The 20,528-nt window shown below is 48.6% G+C and carries 16 protein-coding genes; 10 read left to right on the forward strand and 6 right to left on the reverse strand.

From position 1 onward, the window contains the following. Positions 1–29 precede the first annotated feature (29 nt). Positions 30–2,204, forward strand: coding sequence for a DNA helicase II (uvrD, locus tag EXZ60_RS04570; RefSeq protein ID WP_277435353.1), 2,175 nt, complete (start codon positions 30–32; stop codon positions 2,202–2,204). 624 nt (positions 2,205–2,828) lie between these two features. Here uvrD and EXZ60_RS04575 read toward each other — a convergent pair. The 3 genes from EXZ60_RS04575 to rarD form a co-directional block, all read right to left on the reverse strand. Beyond that, a complete protein-coding gene (locus EXZ60_RS04575) occupies positions 2,829–3,488 on the reverse strand; it encodes a LysE family translocator (RefSeq protein WP_277435354.1) in 660 nt (219 codons plus the stop codon). 73 nt (positions 3,489–3,561) lie between these two features. Next, on the reverse strand, positions 3,562–4,368 hold the full coding sequence (locus EXZ60_RS04580) for an AraC family transcriptional regulator (RefSeq protein WP_277435355.1): 807 nt from the start codon (positions 4,366–4,368) through the stop codon (positions 3,562–3,564). Positions 4,369–4,488: 120 nt separating this feature from the next. Next, positions 4,489–5,406, reverse strand: coding sequence for an EamA family transporter RarD (gene rarD / locus EXZ60_RS04585; RefSeq protein ID WP_013855691.1), 918 nt, complete (start codon positions 5,404–5,406; stop codon positions 4,489–4,491). 251 nt (positions 5,407–5,657) lie between these two features. On the opposite strand from rarD, the gene recQ reads away from it, so the two are divergent. The 3 genes from recQ to EXZ60_RS04600 all read left to right on the forward strand — a co-directional run bounded on the left by recQ (position 5,658) and on the right by EXZ60_RS04600 (position 8,244). Next, complete coding sequence (gene recQ / locus EXZ60_RS04590; protein ID WP_064626057.1) at positions 5,658–7,496, forward strand: ATP-dependent DNA helicase RecQ; 1,839 nt, start codon at positions 5,658–5,660, stop codon at positions 7,494–7,496. Further along, positions 7,489–7,791: a DUF3630 family protein gene (locus EXZ60_RS04595; protein ID WP_277435356.1), complete on the forward strand. Its 303-nt coding sequence runs from the start codon at positions 7,489–7,491 to the stop codon at positions 7,789–7,791. Before recQ ends, EXZ60_RS04595 begins: the two co-directional genes overlap by 8 nt. A 90-nt stretch (positions 7,792–7,881) precedes the next feature. Next, complete coding sequence (locus tag EXZ60_RS04600; protein ID WP_017043038.1) at positions 7,882–8,244, forward strand: hypothetical protein; 363 nt, start codon at positions 7,882–7,884, stop codon at positions 8,242–8,244. 5 nt (positions 8,245–8,249) lie between these two features. Here the strand turns inward: EXZ60_RS04600 and EXZ60_RS04605 are convergent, their stop codons facing one another. Continuing rightward, complete coding sequence (locus tag EXZ60_RS04605; RefSeq protein ID WP_277435357.1) at positions 8,250–9,098, reverse strand: MurR/RpiR family transcriptional regulator; 849 nt, start codon at positions 9,096–9,098, stop codon at positions 8,250–8,252. Between the two features lie 241 nt (positions 9,099–9,339). Here EXZ60_RS04605 and murQ point away from each other — a divergent pair, with 241 nt between their 5' ends. Both murQ and murP read left to right on the forward strand, forming a co-directional pair. Next, on the forward strand, positions 9,340–10,242 hold the full coding sequence (murQ, locus tag EXZ60_RS04610) for an N-acetylmuramic acid 6-phosphate etherase (RefSeq protein ID WP_017043039.1): 903 nt from the start codon (positions 9,340–9,342) through the stop codon (positions 10,240–10,242). 29 nt (positions 10,243–10,271) lie between these two features. Then, complete coding sequence (gene murP, locus EXZ60_RS04615; protein ID WP_019281275.1) at positions 10,272–11,720, forward strand: PTS N-acetylmuramic acid transporter subunit IIBC; 1,449 nt, start codon at positions 10,272–10,274, stop codon at positions 11,718–11,720. 145 nt (positions 11,721–11,865) lie between these two features. Here the strand turns inward: murP and EXZ60_RS04620 are convergent, their stop codons facing one another. Beyond that, on the reverse strand, positions 11,866–13,698 hold the full coding sequence (locus EXZ60_RS04620) for an ABC transporter ATP-binding protein (protein WP_277435358.1): 1,833 nt from the start codon (positions 13,696–13,698) through the stop codon (positions 11,866–11,868). A gap of 143 nt (positions 13,699–13,841) precedes the next feature. Here EXZ60_RS04620 and EXZ60_RS04625 point away from each other — a divergent pair, with 143 nt between their 5' ends. The 4 genes from EXZ60_RS04625 (at position 13,842) to fhuB (ending at position 19,710) form a co-directional block, all read left to right on the forward strand. Then, complete coding sequence (locus tag EXZ60_RS04625; RefSeq protein WP_277435359.1) at positions 13,842–15,938, forward strand: TonB-dependent siderophore receptor; 2,097 nt, start codon at positions 13,842–13,844, stop codon at positions 15,936–15,938. A gap of 105 nt (positions 15,939–16,043) precedes the next feature. Continuing rightward, a complete protein-coding gene (locus EXZ60_RS04630) occupies positions 16,044–16,829 on the forward strand; it encodes an ABC transporter ATP-binding protein (protein WP_026028190.1) in 786 nt (261 codons plus the stop codon). Continuing rightward, positions 16,820–17,746 (forward strand): iron-siderophore ABC transporter substrate-binding protein, encoded by a 927-nt coding sequence (locus EXZ60_RS04635; RefSeq protein ID WP_277435360.1) that lies wholly within the window; start codon positions 16,820–16,822, stop codon positions 17,744–17,746. The genes EXZ60_RS04630 and EXZ60_RS04635 overlap by 10 nt, the downstream gene beginning before the upstream one ends. Next, on the forward strand, positions 17,743–19,710 hold the full coding sequence (fhuB, locus tag EXZ60_RS04640; protein WP_277435361.1) for a Fe(3+)-hydroxamate ABC transporter permease FhuB: 1,968 nt from the start codon (positions 17,743–17,745) through the stop codon (positions 19,708–19,710). The genes EXZ60_RS04635 and fhuB overlap by 4 nt, the downstream gene beginning before the upstream one ends. A gap of 179 nt (positions 19,711–19,889) precedes the next feature. Here fhuB and EXZ60_RS04645 read toward each other — a convergent pair whose 3' ends face one another. Continuing rightward, complete coding sequence (locus EXZ60_RS04645) at positions 19,890–20,378, reverse strand: TIGR00645 family protein (protein ID WP_017045929.1); 489 nt, start codon at positions 20,376–20,378, stop codon at positions 19,890–19,892. Between the last annotated feature and the right edge of the window lie 150 nt (positions 20,379–20,528).

Genomic DNA, 20,528 nt, shown 5'->3' on the forward strand with positions numbered 1-20,528 from the left:
ATTATGTATAAATAACCAGTAGCTTAGCCATGATGGATCCTTCTCTCTTACTCGACGGTCTCAACGATAAACAGCGCGAAGCGGTTGCTGCGCCTTTAGAAAACTTGCTGGTGCTTGCCGGAGCGGGGAGTGGTAAAACCCGAGTATTGGTGCATCGCATTGCTTGGCTTATCTCGGTTGAAAACGCCTCGCCTTTTTCAGTGATGTCGGTGACTTTTACCAACAAGGCGGCGGCGGAAATGCGTGGCCGAATTGAAGAGTTGATGATGGGCAGTGCATCGGGTATGTGGAATGGCACCTTCCACGGTATTTGCCACCGTATTTTACGCGCTCACTATCTTGACGCTCGCCTGCCTGAGGATTTTCAGATCCTCGATTCTGAAGATCAACTGCGTTTGCTGCGTCGCTTAATCAAAGCACAAAACCTAGATGAGAAGCAGTGGCCTACGCGCCAGGTGTGCTGGTGGATTAACGGTAAAAAAGATGAAGGTCTTCGTCCGAAGCACATCGATGCATACCGCGATCCCGTGACTCAAACCTATTTGCAGCTTTATTCCGCGTACCAAGAGGCGTGCGATCGCGCAGGTTTGGTTGATTTTGCCGAAATTTTGCTGCGTTGCCACGAGATGTTGCGTGATAAGCAGCACATTCGTGAACATTATCAAGCGCGCTTTAAACACATCTTGGTCGACGAATTTCAAGACACCAATAACATCCAATACGCGTGGCTGCGCATGATGGCTGGGCGCGATTGCCACGTGATGATCGTCGGTGATGATGATCAGTCCATTTATGGCTGGCGTGGTGCCAAAATTGAAAACCTCGACAAATTCACGCAGGAATTTCCGAGCGTTAATACCATTCGTTTAGAGCAAAACTACCGTTCAACCAAAACCATTTTGCAAGCCTCGAACGCACTGATCGCGAACAACACCGAGCGAATGGGTAAAGAGCTCTGGACAGATGGCAGCGAAGGCGAGCCAATTTCTATCTATTCGGCCTACAACGATCTTGATGAGGCGCGTTTTACCGTCAATAAAATCAAAGAGTGGCGAGATAAAGGTGGCGCATTAGAGGATTGTGCGATGCTTTATCGCAACAACGCCCAATCTCGTGTTTTGGAAGAAGCCTTGATTCAAGCAGGCTTGCCCTACCGTATCTACGGCGGCATGCGCTTCTTCGAGCGCCAAGAGATCAAAGATGCGTTAAGTTACTTGCGTTTGATGTCTAACCGCAATGATGATTCGGCCTTTGAGCGAGTCGTAAATACGCCACCGCGTGGCTTGGGTGATAAAACGCTGGAAACCATTCGTTTTGCGGCGCGAGATCGCGGTTGTACCTTGTGGCAAGCGAGCCTTGTGCTGTTGGAAGAAAAAGTGCTCACAGGACGTGCGGCAAGCGCATTAAGCCGGTTTATTGAGCTGGTCAATGCCCTTGAAGATGATAGCGCTGAGATGCCGTTACACAGTCAAACCGACCATGTAATCAAAACCTCTGGCTTGTTTGAGATGTATCAGCTTGAAAAGGGTGAAAAGTCTAAAGCCAGAATTGAAAACTTGGAAGAGCTAGTCACCGCAACACGCCAATTTGAAAAGCCAGAAGAAGCGGATGAGATGAGCATGTTGACGGCCTTTTTAACCCACGCAGCGCTGGAAGCGGGCGAAGGGCAGGCTGACGAGTTTGATGATGCCGTACAGTTAATGACACTGCACAGCGCGAAAGGGTTAGAGTTCCCGTTGGTGTTTATGGTTGGCGTTGAAGAGGGTATGTTCCCCAGCCAAATGTCGGCCGAAGAAGCGGGGCGATTGGAAGAGGAGCGCCGTTTGTGTTACGTCGGAATGACGCGCGCCATGCAAAAGCTCTACATTACTTACGCTGAAATTCGCCGTTTATACGGTCAGGATAAATACCATAAGCCGTCACGCTTTATCCGTGAGCTGCCAGAAAACTGCCTTGATGAAGTGCGCATGAAAGCGCAAGTGAGCCGACCAAGCAGTGCCGGGCGTTTTAGTCAAACAGCGGTCAAAGAGAACTTTAACGAGACGGGCTTTAGCTTGGGCGCACGCGTGAAACACCCTATTTTTGGTGAAGGCACCATCATTAATTTCGAAGGTAGTGGCCCGCAAAGTCGAGTGCAAGTCGCTTTTAACGGTGAAGGCATTAAATGGCTAGTGACTGCTTATGCCAAGCTAGAGAAAGTGTAAGATTTACGAGAAAAGAAAAACCCCGAGGGCTTGCGCCCTGCGGGGTTATAGTCTTACTTGCAGCAATCCAGCTACGAAAGTGCTCCATGCATCAAATCCATGATAGTGGCTGAATTCCGTCAGCTTAATCCGTTCTTCGCCTTCCTAGCGGTGTCCTTGGTGACTTCCTAGTCTGCTAACCATCCACGTTAGCGCGCTTCACTTGTTCCTTGAGCGGTGTCCTTTACATCATCCTGATGTTCAGTCCTTGCCTCGTCCAGAGGTGTCCATTGTCTTTCCTTAGTAGTAACCATCCTAGCTACTATTGCGTCCATTCAATGTCCAATTTGCTTTCCGTGCCGACCATTCATCCTGAGCAGTCGTCTCTTCATCCTGAAGATGACCAATCCGTGGTGCTTTCCTGTTCCGTGTCAGAATCCTTCCGACAAGGTTCATATTACCCATCTCTAATTTATCGGCAATGCTAGAGAAACGCTTTTTTCGCAAAGGGTTTCTCTAGCTAATTATTATTTCATTTAAAATCAACTGGTTAAGTTTTTTGGTGTTGATTTTCCTACTTAAAAAGCGATATTTGCTCACTCGTTTGTAAGAGATCTCGCACAAAAATGGGCGCGAATCGCTGCATCAATGGCTAAGGCTAAGCAGCGCTTGCAATAAAATAAGCCCACCGATGAGCGTAAAAATGATGCCACATACCGCATCAATATACACAGTGAGTGATTGCAAACGTTTTTGTAGGCGGGCGGTGGAGAGCATCCACGCCAAGGTTGAGAACCACATAAAAGAGAGCCCCCAAAGAATCAGCAAGGCGATACCTTTGCCTGAAAAGGACATCCCCACAGGCACTAAACTCGACATTAAGCTGATAAAAAAGACCAAAGCTTTTGGATTAAAAATATTGGTGATAAAACCGCGGGAAAAGGCTTGGCGTTGATTTTCGATCAGCTTGTCGCGCTCATTGTTGACTCCGACAGCTTGTGGCGATCGCCAGGTGGTGTAGATGGATTTGAGTGCGCCCAAGCCTAAATAGAATAAATACCCCCCGCCGGCCAGTTGCACCATCGCAAACAGTGCGGGTTGTTGATGCACCAAATAGCTTATCCCTGTGAGGCTCAGCAGTGAGTGAATGACAATGCCACATGATAACCCTAGCGCAATAAAAACTCCGGTTCTGCGACCGTAACGGGTGGCATTTTGTACCACCAGTGCCACATCTGGGCCGGGGCTTAGTAATGCCATAAAATGTACGCCAGCCAATGTGGCCAATATGGAAAGTTCGTTCATGTATTCTCCTCATGTTTTACGGTGAGTATGCGTGGAGAAAACGTGCTTGCCTTGTAAATTTCTGACAGTTTGGTTAGTAAAGTGTGCGATTGATGGCGGAGGGTGGCAGGCCAAAGGTTGCTTTGAACGCCTTACTGAAATGGGCTTGATCATAAAAACCGACTTGATAGGCGACTTCAGTGCTAGAGGTGCCGGTTTTCAACAATTTCATCGCTTGCTCTAAACGTAAACGCAATAACCACGCATAAGGTGTGATGCCCGTTTGCGCCTTGAAATGGCGCTGAAACTGAGTGGGTGAAAGCTGGCAAAGCTGAGCGAGTTGTTCAAGGCGGATTGGTTGGTCGAGTTGACTGAGTACCCACTCTTTCAGCGTAGCGAGGTTGCGCTGGCCAAGCGGTTTAACCACCGGCAGTTTCAAGTGGCTATAGCGTTCAAGTAAAGGTGTGAACCCTTGGTAGGGTAAGCAATCTTTAGCGAGTTGACTGAGTTTATCCTGCTTCATGGTGTGATGAAGTTGCAGCAGTGAGCAAAAAAGTGGCGCGTCATCGACTATTAACTGCTCAAAACCCAGCACTTGTTCAATCTGCTTGGCTTCTAAGGTTTGCTGTAGCCAAGTGGGCTCAATGGCAAACACTTGCACTTGGTAGCCAGAGCCATTGTGCGCTTGCCCATCGTGCAGTTCATCTGGCGACATCAGAACTACACCGCCCCGTTGTACCTGATGCCAAGCGCCTTGGTGGTAGAAGCGCTGCGTTCCTTGAGTGATAAGGCCAATATGAATATCAAGATGGTAGTGGCGATCAAACGCAAACTGACGATAGTCTGCATCAATCAGACCGATCGCAGGATAGGCCGTTTGGCTGTAGCTCACTTTATCCATAGAGACCAAAATTTAGGGTTGAATAATGCAAGCTTAGCCAGCCATGTCGCCACTGTCTTGTAAAAAATGATCACAGAGCCCTCGATCGCTTTGACGAACGAGGGGAATAAACAATCCTAATTAAACGGATGCCCGTTGAGCGCGTCGCGCGGTTCGGCCTGTTTTTAAACCATCAAAACTGAACAGCAACAATGCAGCCCAAATAAAGGCAAAAGTAATGGCTTTATCACTAGAAAAGGCTTCACCGTAAACCAAGACAGCGAGCAAAAACATCAAGCTTGGGCCGATGTATTGGAAGAAACCCAGCGTTGAAAGTTTTAAACGCGTTGCTGCTCCTGTGAAACAAAGCAAAGGCAAGGTCGTGATGACGCCAGCTGCGATCAGCAGTAGGTTGAGGTTAAGCGGATTGAGCGCCATATCTGAAGTTGGCGAGCTGGCGATAAACAACAGATAAATCAACGCCGCGGGTAACATTACCAAGGTTTCGATAAACAAACCTGTTTGGGCATCAACCGCCACTTTTTTACGCAGTAAGCCATACAAGCCAAAAGTGGTCGCCAAAGCGATGGCGACCACAGGAATCGAACCAAACACAATTAACTGAATGGCGACACCAATGGTGGCTAGCGCCACCGCGACCCACTGCAGTTTGCGTAATCGCTCACCAAGAAAAAGCATGCCGAGCACCACATTGAGCAGTGGGTTAATGTAATAACCTAAACTGGCATCTAACATATGATTAGCATTGATTGCCCAGATGAAAATTAACCAGTTCACCGCAACCAGACAAGCGGTGGTCATTAGATAGATCATCTTTGATTTATGAGTAATCACACTGCGTACACTACGCCAGTTGCGGCCAAAATGAAGCAATGCTGCTAACAAGAAAAACGACCACACTACGCGGTGAGTGAGGATCTCAAGTGCAGGAACATTGTTGATTGCTTTAAAATAGATCGGTGCGATGCCCCACATAGTGTAAGCACCAATAGCGAGTAAAACGCCTTGTCTGGAGCGTTGTTGTTCTTCTGCGGTCATGATGAATTCTCAAAGGAGTGAAGTGCTGAGCCAGCGAAACGATTCGACAGTATATACTGTTCCTCAAGTAAGTTGCAGCTTTGTTAATCAACCGCCTACTCGGGAGTTTGAGTGGCGAATAATGGCCGAGGATCAAGTGATTCGCTTTACCGCTACATTTTGCGGTTTTATTCACCATCGAACCCCACTACAATAAGACGCTTTGCGGTATAGCGGTTGCTCTACCCCTTTTGTTCACCCTTGGAAATTTCATGACTGCAACGTTAATGGCTCAACAAACCGATCCTCAACCTGAGACACCGCACAGTATTTTACAGACTGTGTTCGGTTATCAGTCGTTTCGTGTCGGCCAGCAAGAGGTGATTGACGCTTCGTTAGCGGGGCAAGATAGCTTAGTTATCATGCCAACGGGTGGGGGGAAATCGCTCTGTTATCAGATCCCTGCGTTAGTCAAAGAGGGCATCACTTTAGTCATCTCGCCGCTCATTTCGTTGATGAAAGACCAAGTGGATCAGCTCAAAGCCAACGGTGTCGCGGCTGAGTGTATTAATTCAAGTATGTCACGTGAGATGCTGATGTCGGTGTATAACCGGATGAATGCAGGGCAACTGAAGCTGATTTACGCGTCGCCTGAGCGCGTTTTGATGCCCGATTTCATCGAACGCTTGCAGCAGTTGCCATTGGCGATGATTGCCGTGGATGAAGCACACTGTATTTCTCAATGGGGGCACGATTTTCGCCCTGAGTATGCGGCGTTAGGCCAACTTAAACAGCATTTTTCACACGTGCCTTTTATGGCACTGACGGCAACGGCCGATGACGCCACGCGCGTAGATATTTTGCACCGTTTGCAGTTGCAAGAACCGCATGTCTATCTGGGCAGCTTTGATCGTCCTAATATCCGCTATACCTTGGTCGAAAAGCACAAACCGGTTTCACAGGTGATCCGCTATCTTGATACGCAAAGAGGACATTGCGGCATCATTTACTGTGGCAGTCGCAAAAAAGTAGAAATGCTGACAGAGAAACTGTGCAACAACCATTTACGAGCGGCCAGTTACCATGCGGGTATGGACGCCGATGAGCGCGCTTATGTGCAAGAAGCATTTCAGCGCGATGACATTCAGATAGTGGTTGCTACCGTCGCATTTGGAATGGGGATTAATAAACCCAACGTGCGTTTTGTGGTGCATTTTGATATTCCGCGCAACATCGAATCTTACTATCAAGAGACCGGACGCGCAGGGCGAGACGGTTTGCCAGCCGAAGCGATGATGCTCTATGATCCGGCCGACATCAGTTGGCTGCGTCGAATGTTAGATGAGAAGCCGGAAGGGCCACAAAAGCAGGTGGAAAGCCATAAGTTGGGCGCGATGAGCGCTTTTGCTGAAGCACAAACTTGTCGCCGCCAAGTGTTGCTCAATTATTTTGGTGAATATCGAGACAAACCTTGCGGCAACTGCGATATCTGCCTTGATCCCCCCAAGCATTTCGATGCCACGCAAGAGGCGCAAAAAGCATTATCGTGCGTTTATCGCGTCAACCAAAGTTTCGGTATTGGTTATGTGGTGGAAGTGATGCGCGGTATGCAAAATATCCGTATTCGTGAAAATGGCCACGACAAGCTCACGACTTACGGCATTGGTCGCGATCATAGCCATGATTATTGGGTGAGTATTTTCCGTCAGTTGATCCATAAAGGGTTGTTGCAGCAAAACATTACTCGCAATTCGACCTTGCAGTTGACGGAAGAGGCGCGGCCGCTGTTGCGTGGAGAAATGCCATTAGAGTTAGCTATTCCACGCTTAGACACAGCCGCTCGCGCGGCGAAATCAGATAAGTTATCCAACAAAAACTACGACAAACCACTGTTTGCCAAATTGCGTAAATTGCGTAAATCGATTGCTGATGAAGATGGCCTACCGCCTTACGTGGTCTTTAGTGATGCGACCTTAATTGATATGGCGGAAATATTGCCCACTTCGTACGGAGAAATGTTGGCCGTTAATGGTGTTGGGCAACGCAAGCTTGAAAAATACGCCGACCCATTTTTAGACCTGATTCAGGAGCACTTAACCCACCATGGCTGAGTTCGGTTTAGCACACAATTTACAAGATGAAGGGCGACTCGTCCTGAGTACACCGCGTTTTGACGTCGATACTTTTCCTGCACTAGGCGAGCGTTTGGTCAAGCAGCTTTCGGCTACAGTGGTAGAAAAACAGTGGGATGCGGACATTCACTCATGGTTGATTGATTTTGAAGGTTGCTTACTTTTTCTCAAAGCCGAGCATTACAGCGAGTCGGTTTGGCTTGAAGCACTTGCCATCAAAGAGAGCCAAGAAGAGCTGGCGTTTCTCGCGCAATTATTAGCGCGAGGTTTCTAAGCGTGTAGATCAACTCTGCATATCCGCCTTTTGGTCCTTCATTATTAAGCCGCCATTGCTTATGATGAGGCAAACATCAAGGAGGCTGGCGTGAAATTTGAATCGATTCATCAAGAAGTTATCTCCGTTGAGCGTTTTACATGGCGCTGCTTACGCTATGCGGCGATCGCTGCGTTACTGCTGTTGACTGGCCTCATTCCCGGAGTGGTGGGTTTTGTCTACCTAGCAGATCTCCCGGCGGCGCAAGCGTGGTTGAATGCGCTTTCGATGGTCAGTGGTCTCGAACTTCCCTACCCGATAATCAATCTGCATCTTGCGCCGAGCTTGCATCTCTTTTTAGCCTTTTACAGCTTATTTATCGAAACGGTCTTTTTCGTTTCATTGGCCACCCTATTTGCGCCGATCATTCATCGCGTTTTTCATCGCATGCACTGCATTGAAGAGAGCGATTAGTTCCGTTAAAAGATTTGACGAATATCAGATGAAATGTCTTGGATCAATTGACGCGCCGACTCGTCTCTTTGCTGTACAAGAGTAATAAACAACAGGTCGGTTAGAACGTTCTGCGCGGTGCGAGAGGCGATGGATGAGCTGCGATGTTCACTTTCATCGGCAATCGTATCAAAAGAGAGATCGGCTAATTCACGTAATCGATTTTTCTTCGGAGAGGTGAGCGCGATAACGCTTGCTCCTTGCTGCTTGGCCGCTTCGGCGGCAATCAAAATCTCTTTTCTCTCTCCTGAAAATGAAATCACAATTTGAACATCTTGCGCACCCAGCGTGCGTGCGGTGGCGATTTGTACGTGGCTATCTTGTTCTGTCAGCGCGGTGATGCCTAATTTTAGGAGCTTAAAAGCCAAATCTTTTGCGGTGAGCGCCGAGCCGCCGATACCGATGATTTGCACGCGGCTGGCGAGGTTTATCCACTGTACTGCTTGGTTGAAATGGGGAAATGAAAGCGCGTTGGTGGTGTGAAACATCGCCTCTGTTTTCGCTTGCACCAATTTTTGTGCGATCACCGCCAGTGGGTCGTCAGCCAGAATATTGCTGTGCAGTGGCGTGGTCTGAAACGCCAATTTACGGCCAAGCTCTTCGGCCAGCGCTAACTTAAACTCACTGTAGCCCCTAAAGCCAATTTTCTGGGTAAATTTGACAATGCTCGATTGGCTGACTTTTGCGTGTTCGGCCAATGCTTGGCTGGTGGCGAGCGCGGCTTTTTCTGGATGAGCGATGATCCAATCGGCGATTTGTAATTCACTGCGAGAGAGTTGAGTGCGGCGGCTGACGATTTTATGCATCACAGACATGCGCGATCCTTGTATTTTTTAGAATAAATTATTCCAAATTTAAAATAACGAACATTAGTGTAGTGGCTTGTATTAACTAGCCTTTTGTTCAGAGGCTTAAAAGATGTCGGTGCATTGTAGGCCATTATTCCATGTAATGACTGGTCAAAGAATAACCTTTGTTGTGATTTTTGTCACTAAAGTGGAATATTTTATTCCATAGAATCGCCCTCAGTTCCGAATTCAAACCGAGAAATAGACGATGAACCTAGACCTAACCCAGTTGGTTACCGAAAGCCGCAACCCTGCCAGTGCTGACATTGACACCCTTTCCACCTTAGAGATGTTGCAAGTCATTAACCGTGAAGATCAACTGGTCGCGTTAGCGGTTGAAAAAACCTTACCGCAGATAGCGCAAGCGGTGGATGCCATTACCTTGGCATTTCAAGCGGGTGGACGTTTGATCTACATGGGAGCGGGAACCTCCGGTCGCTTGGGGATTTTAGATGCTAGCGAGTGCCCACCCACCTACGGCTCTGATCCTAAACAAGTGGTTGGGCTTATTGCGGGCGGACACCCAGCGATTCTTAAAGCGGTTGAAAATGCCGAAGACAATGTTGAGCTTGGGCAAAGCGATCTGAAAAATATTAATTTGACCCGCAATGATGTGGTGGTGGGTATCGCCGCCAGTGGTCGCACACCCTATGCGCTAGGCGGCATGGCTTACGCTAAATCACTGGGTGCAACGGTTGTGGCAGTAGTGTGCAACCCAGATTGCGCGATGCAGCACGCGGCTGACATTGCCATTGTGCCAGTGGTGGGCGCGGAAGTGGTCACGGGCTCTTCACGTATGAAAGCGGGTACGGCGCAAAAACTGGTGCTTAACATGTTAACCAGCGGCGCGATGATTCGTTGCGGTAAAGTGTTTGGCAACCTCATGGTCGATGTCGAGGCGACCAACGCTAAGTTGATTCAGCGCCAAAATAACATTGTGGTCGAAGCGACAGGTTGCAGTAAAGAGGAAGCAGAACAAGCACTGAGCGCCTGCCATCGTCACTGCAAAACCGCCATTGTAATGATTCTTGCGGGGCTAAGCGCCGAGCAAGCGACGCAAAAACTGGCCAAGCATAATGGTTTTATTCGCGCGGCACTGAATGATCAATAACCCGACTGGATCTATCCAAGGATGTCCCAATGGCAAAAATAACCTCAAATATGATCGCCAAGCTGCTTAGTGCAGTCGGTGGTAGTGGCAATATCGGTAAGTGTGGTAACTGCATGACGCGCTTACGTTTAACATTAAATAATACGGCATTGGCCGATCAGGCTCTGCTGAAAACCCTTCCCGGCGTAATGGGCGTGGTGGAGAGTGACCAACAACTGCAGATCATTTTAGGCCCGGGCAAAGCGCAAACGGCGGCCGATATGATGAATGAGATGATCGCCAACGGTGACGGTGCTGAGACGGATATGGCCGTAACTGCCGATCTATCCGCGATTGCTGCTGAGCAGAAAAAGCAGATGAAGAGTAAACAGACCAGCGGCGTACAACGTTTTTTAAGCAAATTTGCGACCATTTTTACGCCGCTGATCCCCGGTTTCATTGCTGCGGGTTTGTTGCTTGGTTTTGCCACTTTGCTGGAGCAAATGTTCGTTATCGATCAATCGCCTAGCCAGTTTATGCTCGATCTCATTACTTATATGAAAGTGTTTGGTAAAGGGCTATTTGCTTTCTTGAGTATTTTAATTGGTTATAACGCGCAGCAAGCTTTCGGTGGCTCGGGTGTTAATGGTGCCATTTTAGCTTCGCTGTTTGTGCTGGGGTACAACCCAGAGGCGACAACGGGTATCTACTCGGGTATGAGTGAATTCTTTGGCTTCGCCATTGACCCACGCGGCAACATCATCGGGGTACTATTGGCCTCTATTTTGGGCGCGCAAGTAGAACGTAAAGTGCGCCAATACATGCCTGATGATTTGGATATGATCTTAACCTCTGTGGTGACGTTACTCATCATGGGCGCGGTGACTTTCTTGGTGATCATGCCGATTGGTGGTGAGCTGTTTAAAGGCATGTCATGGTTGTTTTTGAACCTCAATGATAACCCGTTGGGCGCGGCGTTACTGTCGGGTTTGTTCTTAATTTCGGTGGTGTTTGGTATTCACCAAGGGTTTGTGCCAGTCTATTTTGCGCTGATGGATGTACAAGGGTTTAACTCTCTGTTTCCTATTTTGGCGATGGCGGGCGGCGGCCAAGTGGGCGCTTCGCTGGCACTCTATTTCAAAGCGAATAAAGATGCGTTGCTGCGCACGCAAGTGAAAGGGGCGATCATTCCCGGTATTTTGGGGATTGGCGAACCACTGATTTATGGCGTAACCTTGCCGCGGGTTAAACCGTTTGTCACCGCTTGCATTGGTGGGGCGGCGGGCGGTTTCTTTGTCGGCTTAGTTTCTTACCTTGGTTTGCCAGTAGGATTAAATACGGTGTTTGGCCCGTCAGGCATTGTCGCCATTCCATTGATGACTTCCGAGCAAGGAATTTTTGCTGGGATGATGGTGTTTGTTGGCGGTCTTTTAATCTCCTACACTGTTGGCTTTCTCGCGACCTACTTTTTTGGCTGCAAAGATGTCGATTTAAGCTAATTCACCACCCCCCCCTATGTATGGTATGCAAAATACCCAAACTCGGTCAAGTGAGGGTATTGGGTGAAATAGCGCGGCCTTTAGCACATCTTCTTTCTCTGTTGGATGTGTCTAAAGGCCTTTTCTTTGGCCTAAAGAGCATCCACTACGCAAGTTCGCCTATAAACCCACCCGTTTGATGCGCCCATAGCTGAGCATAAACGCCTTGTTGTTGCAGCAACTCTTGGTGTGAGCCTTGTTCAATGATTCGTCCTTCATCCAGCACAATTAAGCGATCCATGGCGGCAATGGTTGATAAACGGTGCGCAATGGCGATCACGGTTTTGTTTTCCATCAGCGTTTCAAAATTTTCTTGAATAGCCGCTTCCACTTCTGAATCTAGGGCCGAGGTGGCTTCATCCATGATCAGAATCGGCGCATTTTTTAATAGCACTCTGGCAATCGCAATGCGTTGGCGTTGGCCGCCAGAGAGTTTGACACCGCGTTCTCCCACTTGAACATCGTAGCCAAGGTTGCCATTCTCATCCTGCAACTGCGCGATAAAATCATGAGCATGCGCTTGACGGCTTGCTTCTATCAGCGCCTCTTCCCCGGCCTCTGGGTTGCCATAGAGAATGTTGTCGCGGATTGAGCGGTGCAACAGCGAAGTATCTTGCGTGATCATACCAATGTGTTGGCGCAGTGAATCTTGGCTGACCTGCGAAATATCTTGCCCATCAATGCAGATTTTGCCGCCATTCAAATCGTAAAATCGCAGCAGCAAGTTAACCAGTGTGGATTTACCCGCGCCCGAACGACCCACTAACCCCACTTTTTCGCCCGCTTTTAACTCAAAGTTAAGCGCTTCAAACACAGTGTTCTCTTGTCCATAGTGAAAGTGAACGTTATGGAAGCTGATTTGCCCTTGCGTTACTTGTAGCGGCAGCGCATTGGCTACATCCGTTACGGTCACTGGTTGCGACAAGGTATTCATTCCATCCACCACAGTACCGATATTTTCAAATAGTGCGCTCACTTCCCACATGATCCATTTCGACATGCCTTGTACGCGCAGCGCAATGCTAATCGCAATCGCAATGACACCGACAGTCACTGAGGCATCGAGCCACAAATTGATTGATAAAGCGGCGATAGAAAACAGCAGTAAATAGTTGATGGCGTCAACACTCCACAACAGGCACGTCACCATGCGCATCTGTTGGTACACGGTGTTCAAAAACCGTTTCATGCTGCTTTTGGCGTACTGCATTTCTCGCTGTGAATGGGAAAACAGTTTCACGGTGGCAATGTTGGTGTAACTGTCGACTATGCTGCCCGTCATAGTTGAGCGAGCATCGGCTTGATCGGTCGCCACTTTTTTCATCTTGGGAATGAAATACAATTGAATGATGATGTAGGCCACGAGCCAAATCAGAATCGGGATCATCAAGATGCGGTCAGATTCGCCCATCATCCAAATCATCGAGACGAAGTAGACCGCGATGTAAACCAGTACATCGACCAGTTTCATCACTGTTTCTCGCACGGCGAGGGAGCTTTGCATCACTTTGGTGGCGATCCGCCCCGCGAAATCGCGTTGGAAAAAACTGACGCTCTGTTTGAGTAAGTAGCGGTGGATCATCCAACGTATCGACATCGGGTAATTACCCAGTAGCGTTTGGTGCATGATCATGGAGTGGAAGAAAGCCAGCAGCGGCATAATGACCACCACCAGCGCGGCCATTACCCACAAGCGGTCACTTTGATCAGCCCAGAATGTGGCACGTTGTTGGCTGCCAAGCATATCAACCAATTCACCCATATAGCGAATGAGGGTGACTTCGGCAATCGCCACACAAGCACTGAGCAGTGACATGACCAATAACGGTACTTCAAAACCCCGCGTGTAATGACGGCAGAAGGCTAATAAGGAGTTAGGCGGTTGTTGCGGCTCTTCTTTAGGAAACGCCGTCGTGAGATTTTCAAACCATTGAAACATAGGTGATCAACTTATGGTGATGTGCGAGTGAGATTCATTCTTATTTTTATCTGTTAAATATTGAATTTATCAGTAAAATGACGGGCAATAATAATGATAATAAAAACGTTTCTCAAACTAATTAAAGCAGGAGGTATCCTTTAATGGATCTCATTCGCCCAAGCTTGCTGGGGACAGCAATTCACAACATATTAAAAATCAGCGCATTACCTTGTCTGTTCATGGTTTCGGCTACGGCACAAGCTGAGCAAACACCGCCACCAGTTTTAGACACGATCGTGGTAACGGCATCGGCATTGAAAGTCGATACCCCGACACAAGAAACTGCAAAGTCGGTCACTGTCATTGAACGTGATGAACTGGACCAGCATAACGTACAAAAACTGGATGAAGCATTGCGCTATACGCCGGGGTACACCTCACCTTATGGCGCGGATAACGACGCCGAGTGGATGTTTGTGCGTGGTTTTGAGCCGAGTGTCTATCTCGATGGTAACCGTCTTTATAAAGAAGGTTTCTTTGCTTGGACGGTTGAACCCTTTGGTTTAGAGCGAGTTGAATTGGTGAAGGGCCCGTCTTCTGTGCTGTATGGTGAGTCCATGCCGGGCGGTATTGCCAACGTGGTGCAGAAAAAGCCGGCTGATGGCGCGCAGCATTCCGTATCTCTGTCGGTGGGGAATAAAAATTACCAGCAGTTGGGTGTCGATATTGCCGATTGGGCCAACCAAGATGGCAGCCAGCGCTACCGCTTGGTGGCGATGGTTAATCAAAAAGAGGGTGAATTGGATGGCATTGAGAGCCAGCGCGTTTATGTTGCGCCAAGCTACGCTATCGATTTATCAGATCAAACCACGCTAACGCTGATGGCCACTTTCTTGAAAGATAACGGCGTGCCACAAAACGGTTTCTTCCCAAGCGATGGCACATTAGTGGCGCTGCCCAATGGTGAGACGATTGCGCCTAACCGCAACTTTGGCGAGCCGGATCACGATGATTTCGATAAAACACAATTGTCGTTCGGCTACCAACTCTCTCATCAACTGAACGACACTTGGAGCCTCAAGCAAAACTTCAACTACGCCTATGTTGATCTGTACCTGCGAAGCTCTTCGGCCTATCAAAATGCTTGGCAAGACAGCGACCCATACACATTGGCACGTTATACCTTGATCAATGATGGCGATTCACACAGCGTAACCTTAGATAACAACGCCCAAGCACAATGGCAAAGTAGCCAATTTGAGCACCGCTTACTGACCGGGTTTGACATTCAGTATCACCAAAATAAATGGCTGGGTAATGGCACTGGTTCACAGGTGGGCGTGATCAACAGCCTTAATCCGACCTACGGCAATGTGCCTGATCTCTCAAGCAGCTTGTATGACAATGAGATTGTCAAACAGCAACTGGGTGTGTACGCGCAATATCAAACGAAGTGGCAACAGAAATGGGTTCTGAATTTAGGTGGCCGCTACGACAAAATTGATGTTGAAAGCAAAGGTTTGAATAAAGATGAGCTTGATGATGGCCAACTGTCATTAAACAGCGGTTTGATCTATTTAGCCGATAACGGTTTGTCACCTTATGTGAGCTACTCAGAATCTTTCTATGTGATCAGCAGCTTAGATTTCACCACCAACAAACTCTACAAACCCGTTGAGAGCAACCAAACCGAGGTGGGTGTGAAATACATGCCAAGCTGGCTCGATGGCTATGTCAATCTGGCGTGGTTTGATATCGATCAGAAAAACGCAACCGCCTCTACCGTCGGCAGCAATGGCGCGTTAACCACCAGTCAATCGGGCACAAAAACCAATACGCAAGGGTTCGAAGTGGAAGCTCGCATGGCTGTGACAGAGAATCTGATGCTGAATGCCAGCTACACCTATCTCGATGCTCATACGGGTGAAGGAACGAGCCAGAAGCGCAAGTCGATGATTCCGCGCCACTTAGCGACAGGTTGGGCGAGCTATGATTTTGCAGGCCTTGGGATTGAGGGGCTGACGTTGGGCTCTGGCGTGCGTTATACCGGAACGTCTGTGGATGCCTCGCTCGATAAAAAGGTGCCTGCTTATATGCTGTGGGATGCAATGGCAAGCTACGCCATCAATACACAGTGGGATGTGCAGGTTAACCTCAATAATATTTTGGATGACGAGTCCCTTGCTGGTTGTGATTTCGGAACCTGCTATTACGGCGAATCACGCCGTATGGTGGCAAGCGTGAATTACCGCTGGTAAGTCAGCATGAACTCACCTTCGTTGAAGGTGAGCTTGACGGTTTTTGAACATTCCCGCGCTGGCGGGGATGTGTGTTTTAGGTGGTTCGATTTTTGGGGGAGAGTGATGTTTACCTTATCAAATGTTCAAGTGGTACGCGGTGGGCGAAGCATTTTATCCATTGAATCACTGAATATTCCCACCACAGAGTTGACTGTGGTACTCGGCCATAATGGCTCTGGTAAATCCACGCTGGTGAGTTTGATTTCTGGTCAGCAAGCACCTGACCGTGGTGACGTGTTACTTAACCAGCAGCCGATTGCCGAGCTCAGCGCCAGAGCGCTGGCTAAAGCGGTGGCGTTTTTGCCACAAAAATTGCCAACTTCAGCGGGGTTAACGGTACGAGAGTTAGTACGCCTTGGGCGTTTTCCGTGGCGTGGTCCTTTTGGTCGCTGGCAAAATCAGGATGAAGTGATCATCGATCAAGCGATCGCCCAAACTGGCGTCACTGAATTTGCCTATACCTTGGCAGATGAATTGTCTGGCGGTGAAAGGCAACGCGCTTGGGTGGCGATGCTGTTGGCGCAGCAGTCTCCGGTGCTGATTTTAGATGAGCCAACCTCGGCGTTAGATGTGCAGCACCAATATCAGTTAATGGCTCTGCTTGCGCAATTAAACCAAACACAAGGCTGCGGAATTATCGTCATTTTGCATGATCTGAACCTTGCGCTACGTTACGCGACCCACATTGTCGCGCTCAAGCAGGGCAAGGTTGCTTTTGAAGGCGATGCCTCTTTATTGGCCGATGAAGCACGTTTATCGGCGCTTTATCAAACGCCGATCCAACTGCTGGATCACCCAATGTCCAATTCAGATTCTCATACGCATAAGGTCGCGATTGTATGTGCTTAAACCTTGTAAAGCGCTGGCTGGTTGCTGGCTTACTCTCTGTTTTTTCGAGTGTCGCTTTTAGCGCGCCATTGACCGTACACGACAGCCGCGGAGAGCAAACTCTACAGCAGCGGCCACAACGTGTGGTGGTGCTCAATTGGGATTTACTTGAGCAAGTGATTGAACTGGGTATCACACCCGTTGGCGCGCCAGAGCTTGCCAGTTATCAAGAGTGGGTTGTCAAACCGCAAGTGCCGCAAGGGGTAGAAGATATCGGCACGCGCGTTGAACCCAATTTGGAAAAAATTGCTGCACTGCAACCAGATCTCATTCTCGCCGCTGCGCCGCAGCAAGATTTAATCACACCGTTAGAGCGCATTGCTCCGGTGCTCTATTTCTCTAATTTTCAAGCCAGTGATGACAGTGGCGCAGTCGCGATTGACCATTTTCACCAATTAGCGCAGCTCTTTGACAAGCAAACGCTCGCTGAGCAAAAACTGACCACAATGACGGAACGTTTTGCGCAGTTAAAAGCACAAATTGACATCGCATTTTCTCATCAAACACCCGCGGTGGTGGCGATGCGTTTTGCTAATCCAACCTCGGTGTTCCTTTACGGTGAAAACTCCACCACTCATTATGTGTTAAAGCAATTGGGCTTGAATGAAGCGCTGCCTCAGCCCGCCAAAGAGTGGGGGATTGTGCAACATCGGTTAACGGATCTGCAGTATGTTGAGCAAGGTTATGTGCTCTATTTCTTGCCATTTGCCCAGCAAGCACAGCTAGAAAAATCAATGCTTTGGCAAGCGATGCCGTTTGTGCGTCAAGCGCGAGTGAACTCGGTTGAGAGTGTCTGGAACTACGGCGGTGCGATGTCACTACAATACATTGCAGAAGCGCTGACACGCAGTTTGCTTGAGGTTGCGCCTAAGTCATGAACGGAAAAGTGTTTCTCGTACTGAGTAGTGCGCTGCTGCTTGCGGCGATGCTCAGTGTGCAAATTGGCAATGGCGTTGATCTAGTCACGCAATGGCAACTGTTGTGGGCGCAACGTGAAGCGAGCTCTTTTGCTGAGTTCAATTTCCTATATGGTCAATTGCCCCGTTTGGTGATGACGCTGCTGGTGGGCGCGATGTTGGGTTTGGTCGGCAGTGTGATGCAACAACTGACGCAGAATAACCTCACTTCACCATTGACGCTGGGCACCTCATCTGGAGCTTGGCTGGCGCTGATTATTCTCAACATTGGTTTTCCAAGCCTAGTTGCCAGTTACAGTGCGTTGGCGGCAATGAGTGGTGCTTTGCTCGCATTTGCGTTGATCGTGGTGATTGCGGGCGTGCGTAACATGACGGGCTTGCCGTTGATTGTGGCAGGCATGGTGGTGAACCTGCTACTTGGCGCGATTGCGACGGCACTGATTCTACTCAATGAACAATACGCCAAAAACGTCTTCATGTGGGGCGCGGGCGATCTGGCGCAAAATGGCTGGGATTGGGTGCAGTGGTTGCTGCCGCGGTTATCGGTCTCCTTATTGATTTTACTGTTTGCGCCAAGGGTTCTGACGTTATTGCGTTTAGGTCATCAAGGTGCTGCGGCTCGTGGTCTGCCTGTCATTCCTGCATTTTTAATCTTAATGGTGCTCGGGATTTGGTTGGTTTCAGCCTCGATTACAGCGGTGGGCGTCATCAGTTTTATCGGGCTACTCACGCCAAACATCGCCCGTGCTATGGGGGCAAGAACGCCCAAACAAGAGCTCTATTCGAGCTTACTGCTTGGCGCGTTACTGCTTTTATTAACCGATATGCTCGCAATGTGGTTGAGCCTATGGACTACGCAAGTCATCGCCAGCGGTATCACAGCCGCGGCGATTGGCGCGCCCGCATTGATCTGGTTTAGTCGCCGTCAGCTCAAGGCGCAAGATACATTGACTATCTCACTGCCTCAGTCGCGCGCATCATTAAGCCGTGTCGCACTATTGGGGTTGTTGCTAATGATGCTGGCAGCACTTGGGTTGCATACGTTGTTTCAAATGAACGAACTCAGTTGGCAATTGGCGCTGCCAAGCAGCTATCAGTGGTCATTACGCTGGCCGCGCATGCTCACCGCATTGTGTGCCGGTATTGGTCTTGCCCTAGCAGGTAGCATTTTGCAACGTTTGATATACAACCCGTTAGCCAGCCCAGATATTTTAGGGGTCTCGTCAGGGGCGACGTTTGCGTTGGTGTTTGCCAATCTCTTTTTAGGTCAAAGCTTGTTAGCCGCCCATTGGGTGACAGCGTTGTTGGGTAGTTTGCTGGTGTTGGCGGCATTAGTTGTGCTGGGTAAGCGCCATCAATACGCCGCGTCGAGTTTGATTTTAACCGGGATAGCCATCACCGCACTGCTTGAATCCTTAGTGCAATTTTGTTTGGCTAAAGGGTCAGAAGACAGCTATCGAATTTTACAGTGGTTGGCAGGCTCAACCTATCGCGTTACGCCAGACCAAGCGCTGTTGTTGGCCGTGTTGGTGCTGTTGCTGGCCGCAGCCACCATCGCGCTGTCGCGTTGGCTGACTTTAATCTCGATTGGCCGTAGCTTTGCCAGTGCACGCGGCGTTAATGCGCAAAGCACCAGTTTGATTTTATTGACCATTGTGGCGCTGTTATGTGCGCTGGTGACGGCGACGATGGGGCCAGTGTCGTTTGTGGGTTTGATTGCGCCACACATGGCAATGATGCTAGGCGCGCAGCAAAGTAAAACCCAACTGCTGGTGGCAAGTTTAGTCGGTGCATCATTAATGTTGTGGGCGGATTGGCTCGGACAGGTGATCGTTTATCCGATGCAAATTGCGGCTGGCACGCTGGTGGCGATTCTCGGTGGGAGCTATTTCTTGCTGTTACTGTTGGTCAATCGTTCAAAATAAGCTCAGTCTATTTACCATTGGCATCGATGGTATTTAGCATCGTAACAAAGCTGCTCACTGTGCCAGATAAGTCGTTTTTCTTATTAATAAAATGATGCTAGTGCATTGGCATAGCAATGATATGTAACCCACATGATCGATAGTGTGAACGAATAGCCCTGTGTATACAGGGCTTGCGGCTATTTTTTGGTGATTTTATCTAAATAACCCATCGCAAAGGCCGATAAGACAAAGGTAATGTGCAGCAGTAAGTACCACTTGATTTTTTCACTGTCGATATTTTCAGTGTTCATGAAGACTTTCAGCAAATGAATTGAGGAGATGGCGACAATCGATGCCGAAACCTTATTTTTCAACGATCCTGTGTCTAATTTTCCGAGCCAGCCGAGCTTATCATCCTCTTCGGCGATATCAATTTTTGAGACAAAATTCTCATAGCCTGAAAACATCACCATCACAATCAACCCACCAACCAATGAAATATCAATCAAAGAAAGTGTCACTAAAATCAGGCTGACTTCATCGGTGCTCAAGATGTTAGGTAACAGATGAAACACTTCTTGGAAAAATTTAATGCCTAATGCCAGCAGCACTAAACTTAACCCCAAATAAATAGGCGCCATAATCCAGCGCGCTGAATAGAGTAGTTTTTCGACGATATTTTCCATAATTATTCCGTTTATGATCTCCACGAAGTATGTGGAATAAGGAGTGATAATACTGTGTTTTCTTGTGATTTGGCTACGTTATTGCACAAAGTTTTTGTAGAGCAATATAAGCCAGCCAAGCTGATATTCAAGGGGGCGTGGTACGCGTTT

The sequence above is a fragment of the Vibrio sp. 1151_11 genome (assembly GCF_029478525.1).
Classification (GTDB): Bacteria; Pseudomonadota; Gammaproteobacteria; order Enterobacterales; family Vibrionaceae; genus Vibrio; species Vibrio anguillarum.

What these genes read in the sequence shown, in the direction of transcription:
- uvrD (WP_277435353.1), top strand. Translation starts at nt 30, where the DNA reads ATGATGGATCCTTCTCTCTTACTCGACGGTCTCAACGATAAACAGCGC.
- EXZ60_RS04575 (WP_277435354.1), bottom strand. Translation starts at nt 3,488, where the DNA reads ATGAACGAACTTTCCATATTGGCCACATTGGCTGGCGTACATTTTATG.
- EXZ60_RS04580 (WP_277435355.1), bottom strand. Translation starts at nt 4,368, where the DNA reads ATGGATAAAGTGAGCTACAGCCAAACGGCCTATCCTGCGATCGGTCTG.
- rarD (WP_013855691.1), bottom strand. Translation starts at nt 5,406, where the DNA reads ATGACCGCAGAAGAACAACAACGCTCCAGACAAGGCGTTTTACTCGCT.
- recQ (WP_064626057.1), top strand. Translation starts at nt 5,658, where the DNA reads ATGACTGCAACGTTAATGGCTCAACAAACCGATCCTCAACCTGAGACA.
- EXZ60_RS04595 (WP_277435356.1), top strand. Translation starts at nt 7,489, where the DNA reads ATGGCTGAGTTCGGTTTAGCACACAATTTACAAGATGAAGGGCGACTC.
- EXZ60_RS04605 (WP_277435357.1), bottom strand. Translation starts at nt 9,098, where the DNA reads ATGTCTGTGATGCATAAAATCGTCAGCCGCCGCACTCAACTCTCTCGC.
- murQ (WP_017043039.1), top strand. Translation starts at nt 9,340, where the DNA reads ATGAACCTAGACCTAACCCAGTTGGTTACCGAAAGCCGCAACCCTGCC.
- murP (WP_019281275.1), top strand. Translation starts at nt 10,272, where the DNA reads ATGGCAAAAATAACCTCAAATATGATCGCCAAGCTGCTTAGTGCAGTC.
- EXZ60_RS04620 (WP_277435358.1), bottom strand. Translation starts at nt 13,698, where the DNA reads ATGTTTCAATGGTTTGAAAATCTCACGACGGCGTTTCCTAAAGAAGAG.
- EXZ60_RS04625 (WP_277435359.1), top strand. Translation starts at nt 13,842, where the DNA reads ATGGATCTCATTCGCCCAAGCTTGCTGGGGACAGCAATTCACAACATA.
- EXZ60_RS04630 (WP_026028190.1), top strand. Translation starts at nt 16,044, where the DNA reads ATGTTTACCTTATCAAATGTTCAAGTGGTACGCGGTGGGCGAAGCATT.
- EXZ60_RS04635 (WP_277435360.1), top strand. Translation starts at nt 16,820, where the DNA reads ATGTGCTTAAACCTTGTAAAGCGCTGGCTGGTTGCTGGCTTACTCTCT.
- fhuB (WP_277435361.1), top strand. Translation starts at nt 17,743, where the DNA reads ATGAACGGAAAAGTGTTTCTCGTACTGAGTAGTGCGCTGCTGCTTGCG.
- EXZ60_RS04645 (WP_017045929.1), bottom strand. Translation starts at nt 20,378, where the DNA reads ATGGAAAATATCGTCGAAAAACTACTCTATTCAGCGCGCTGGATTATG.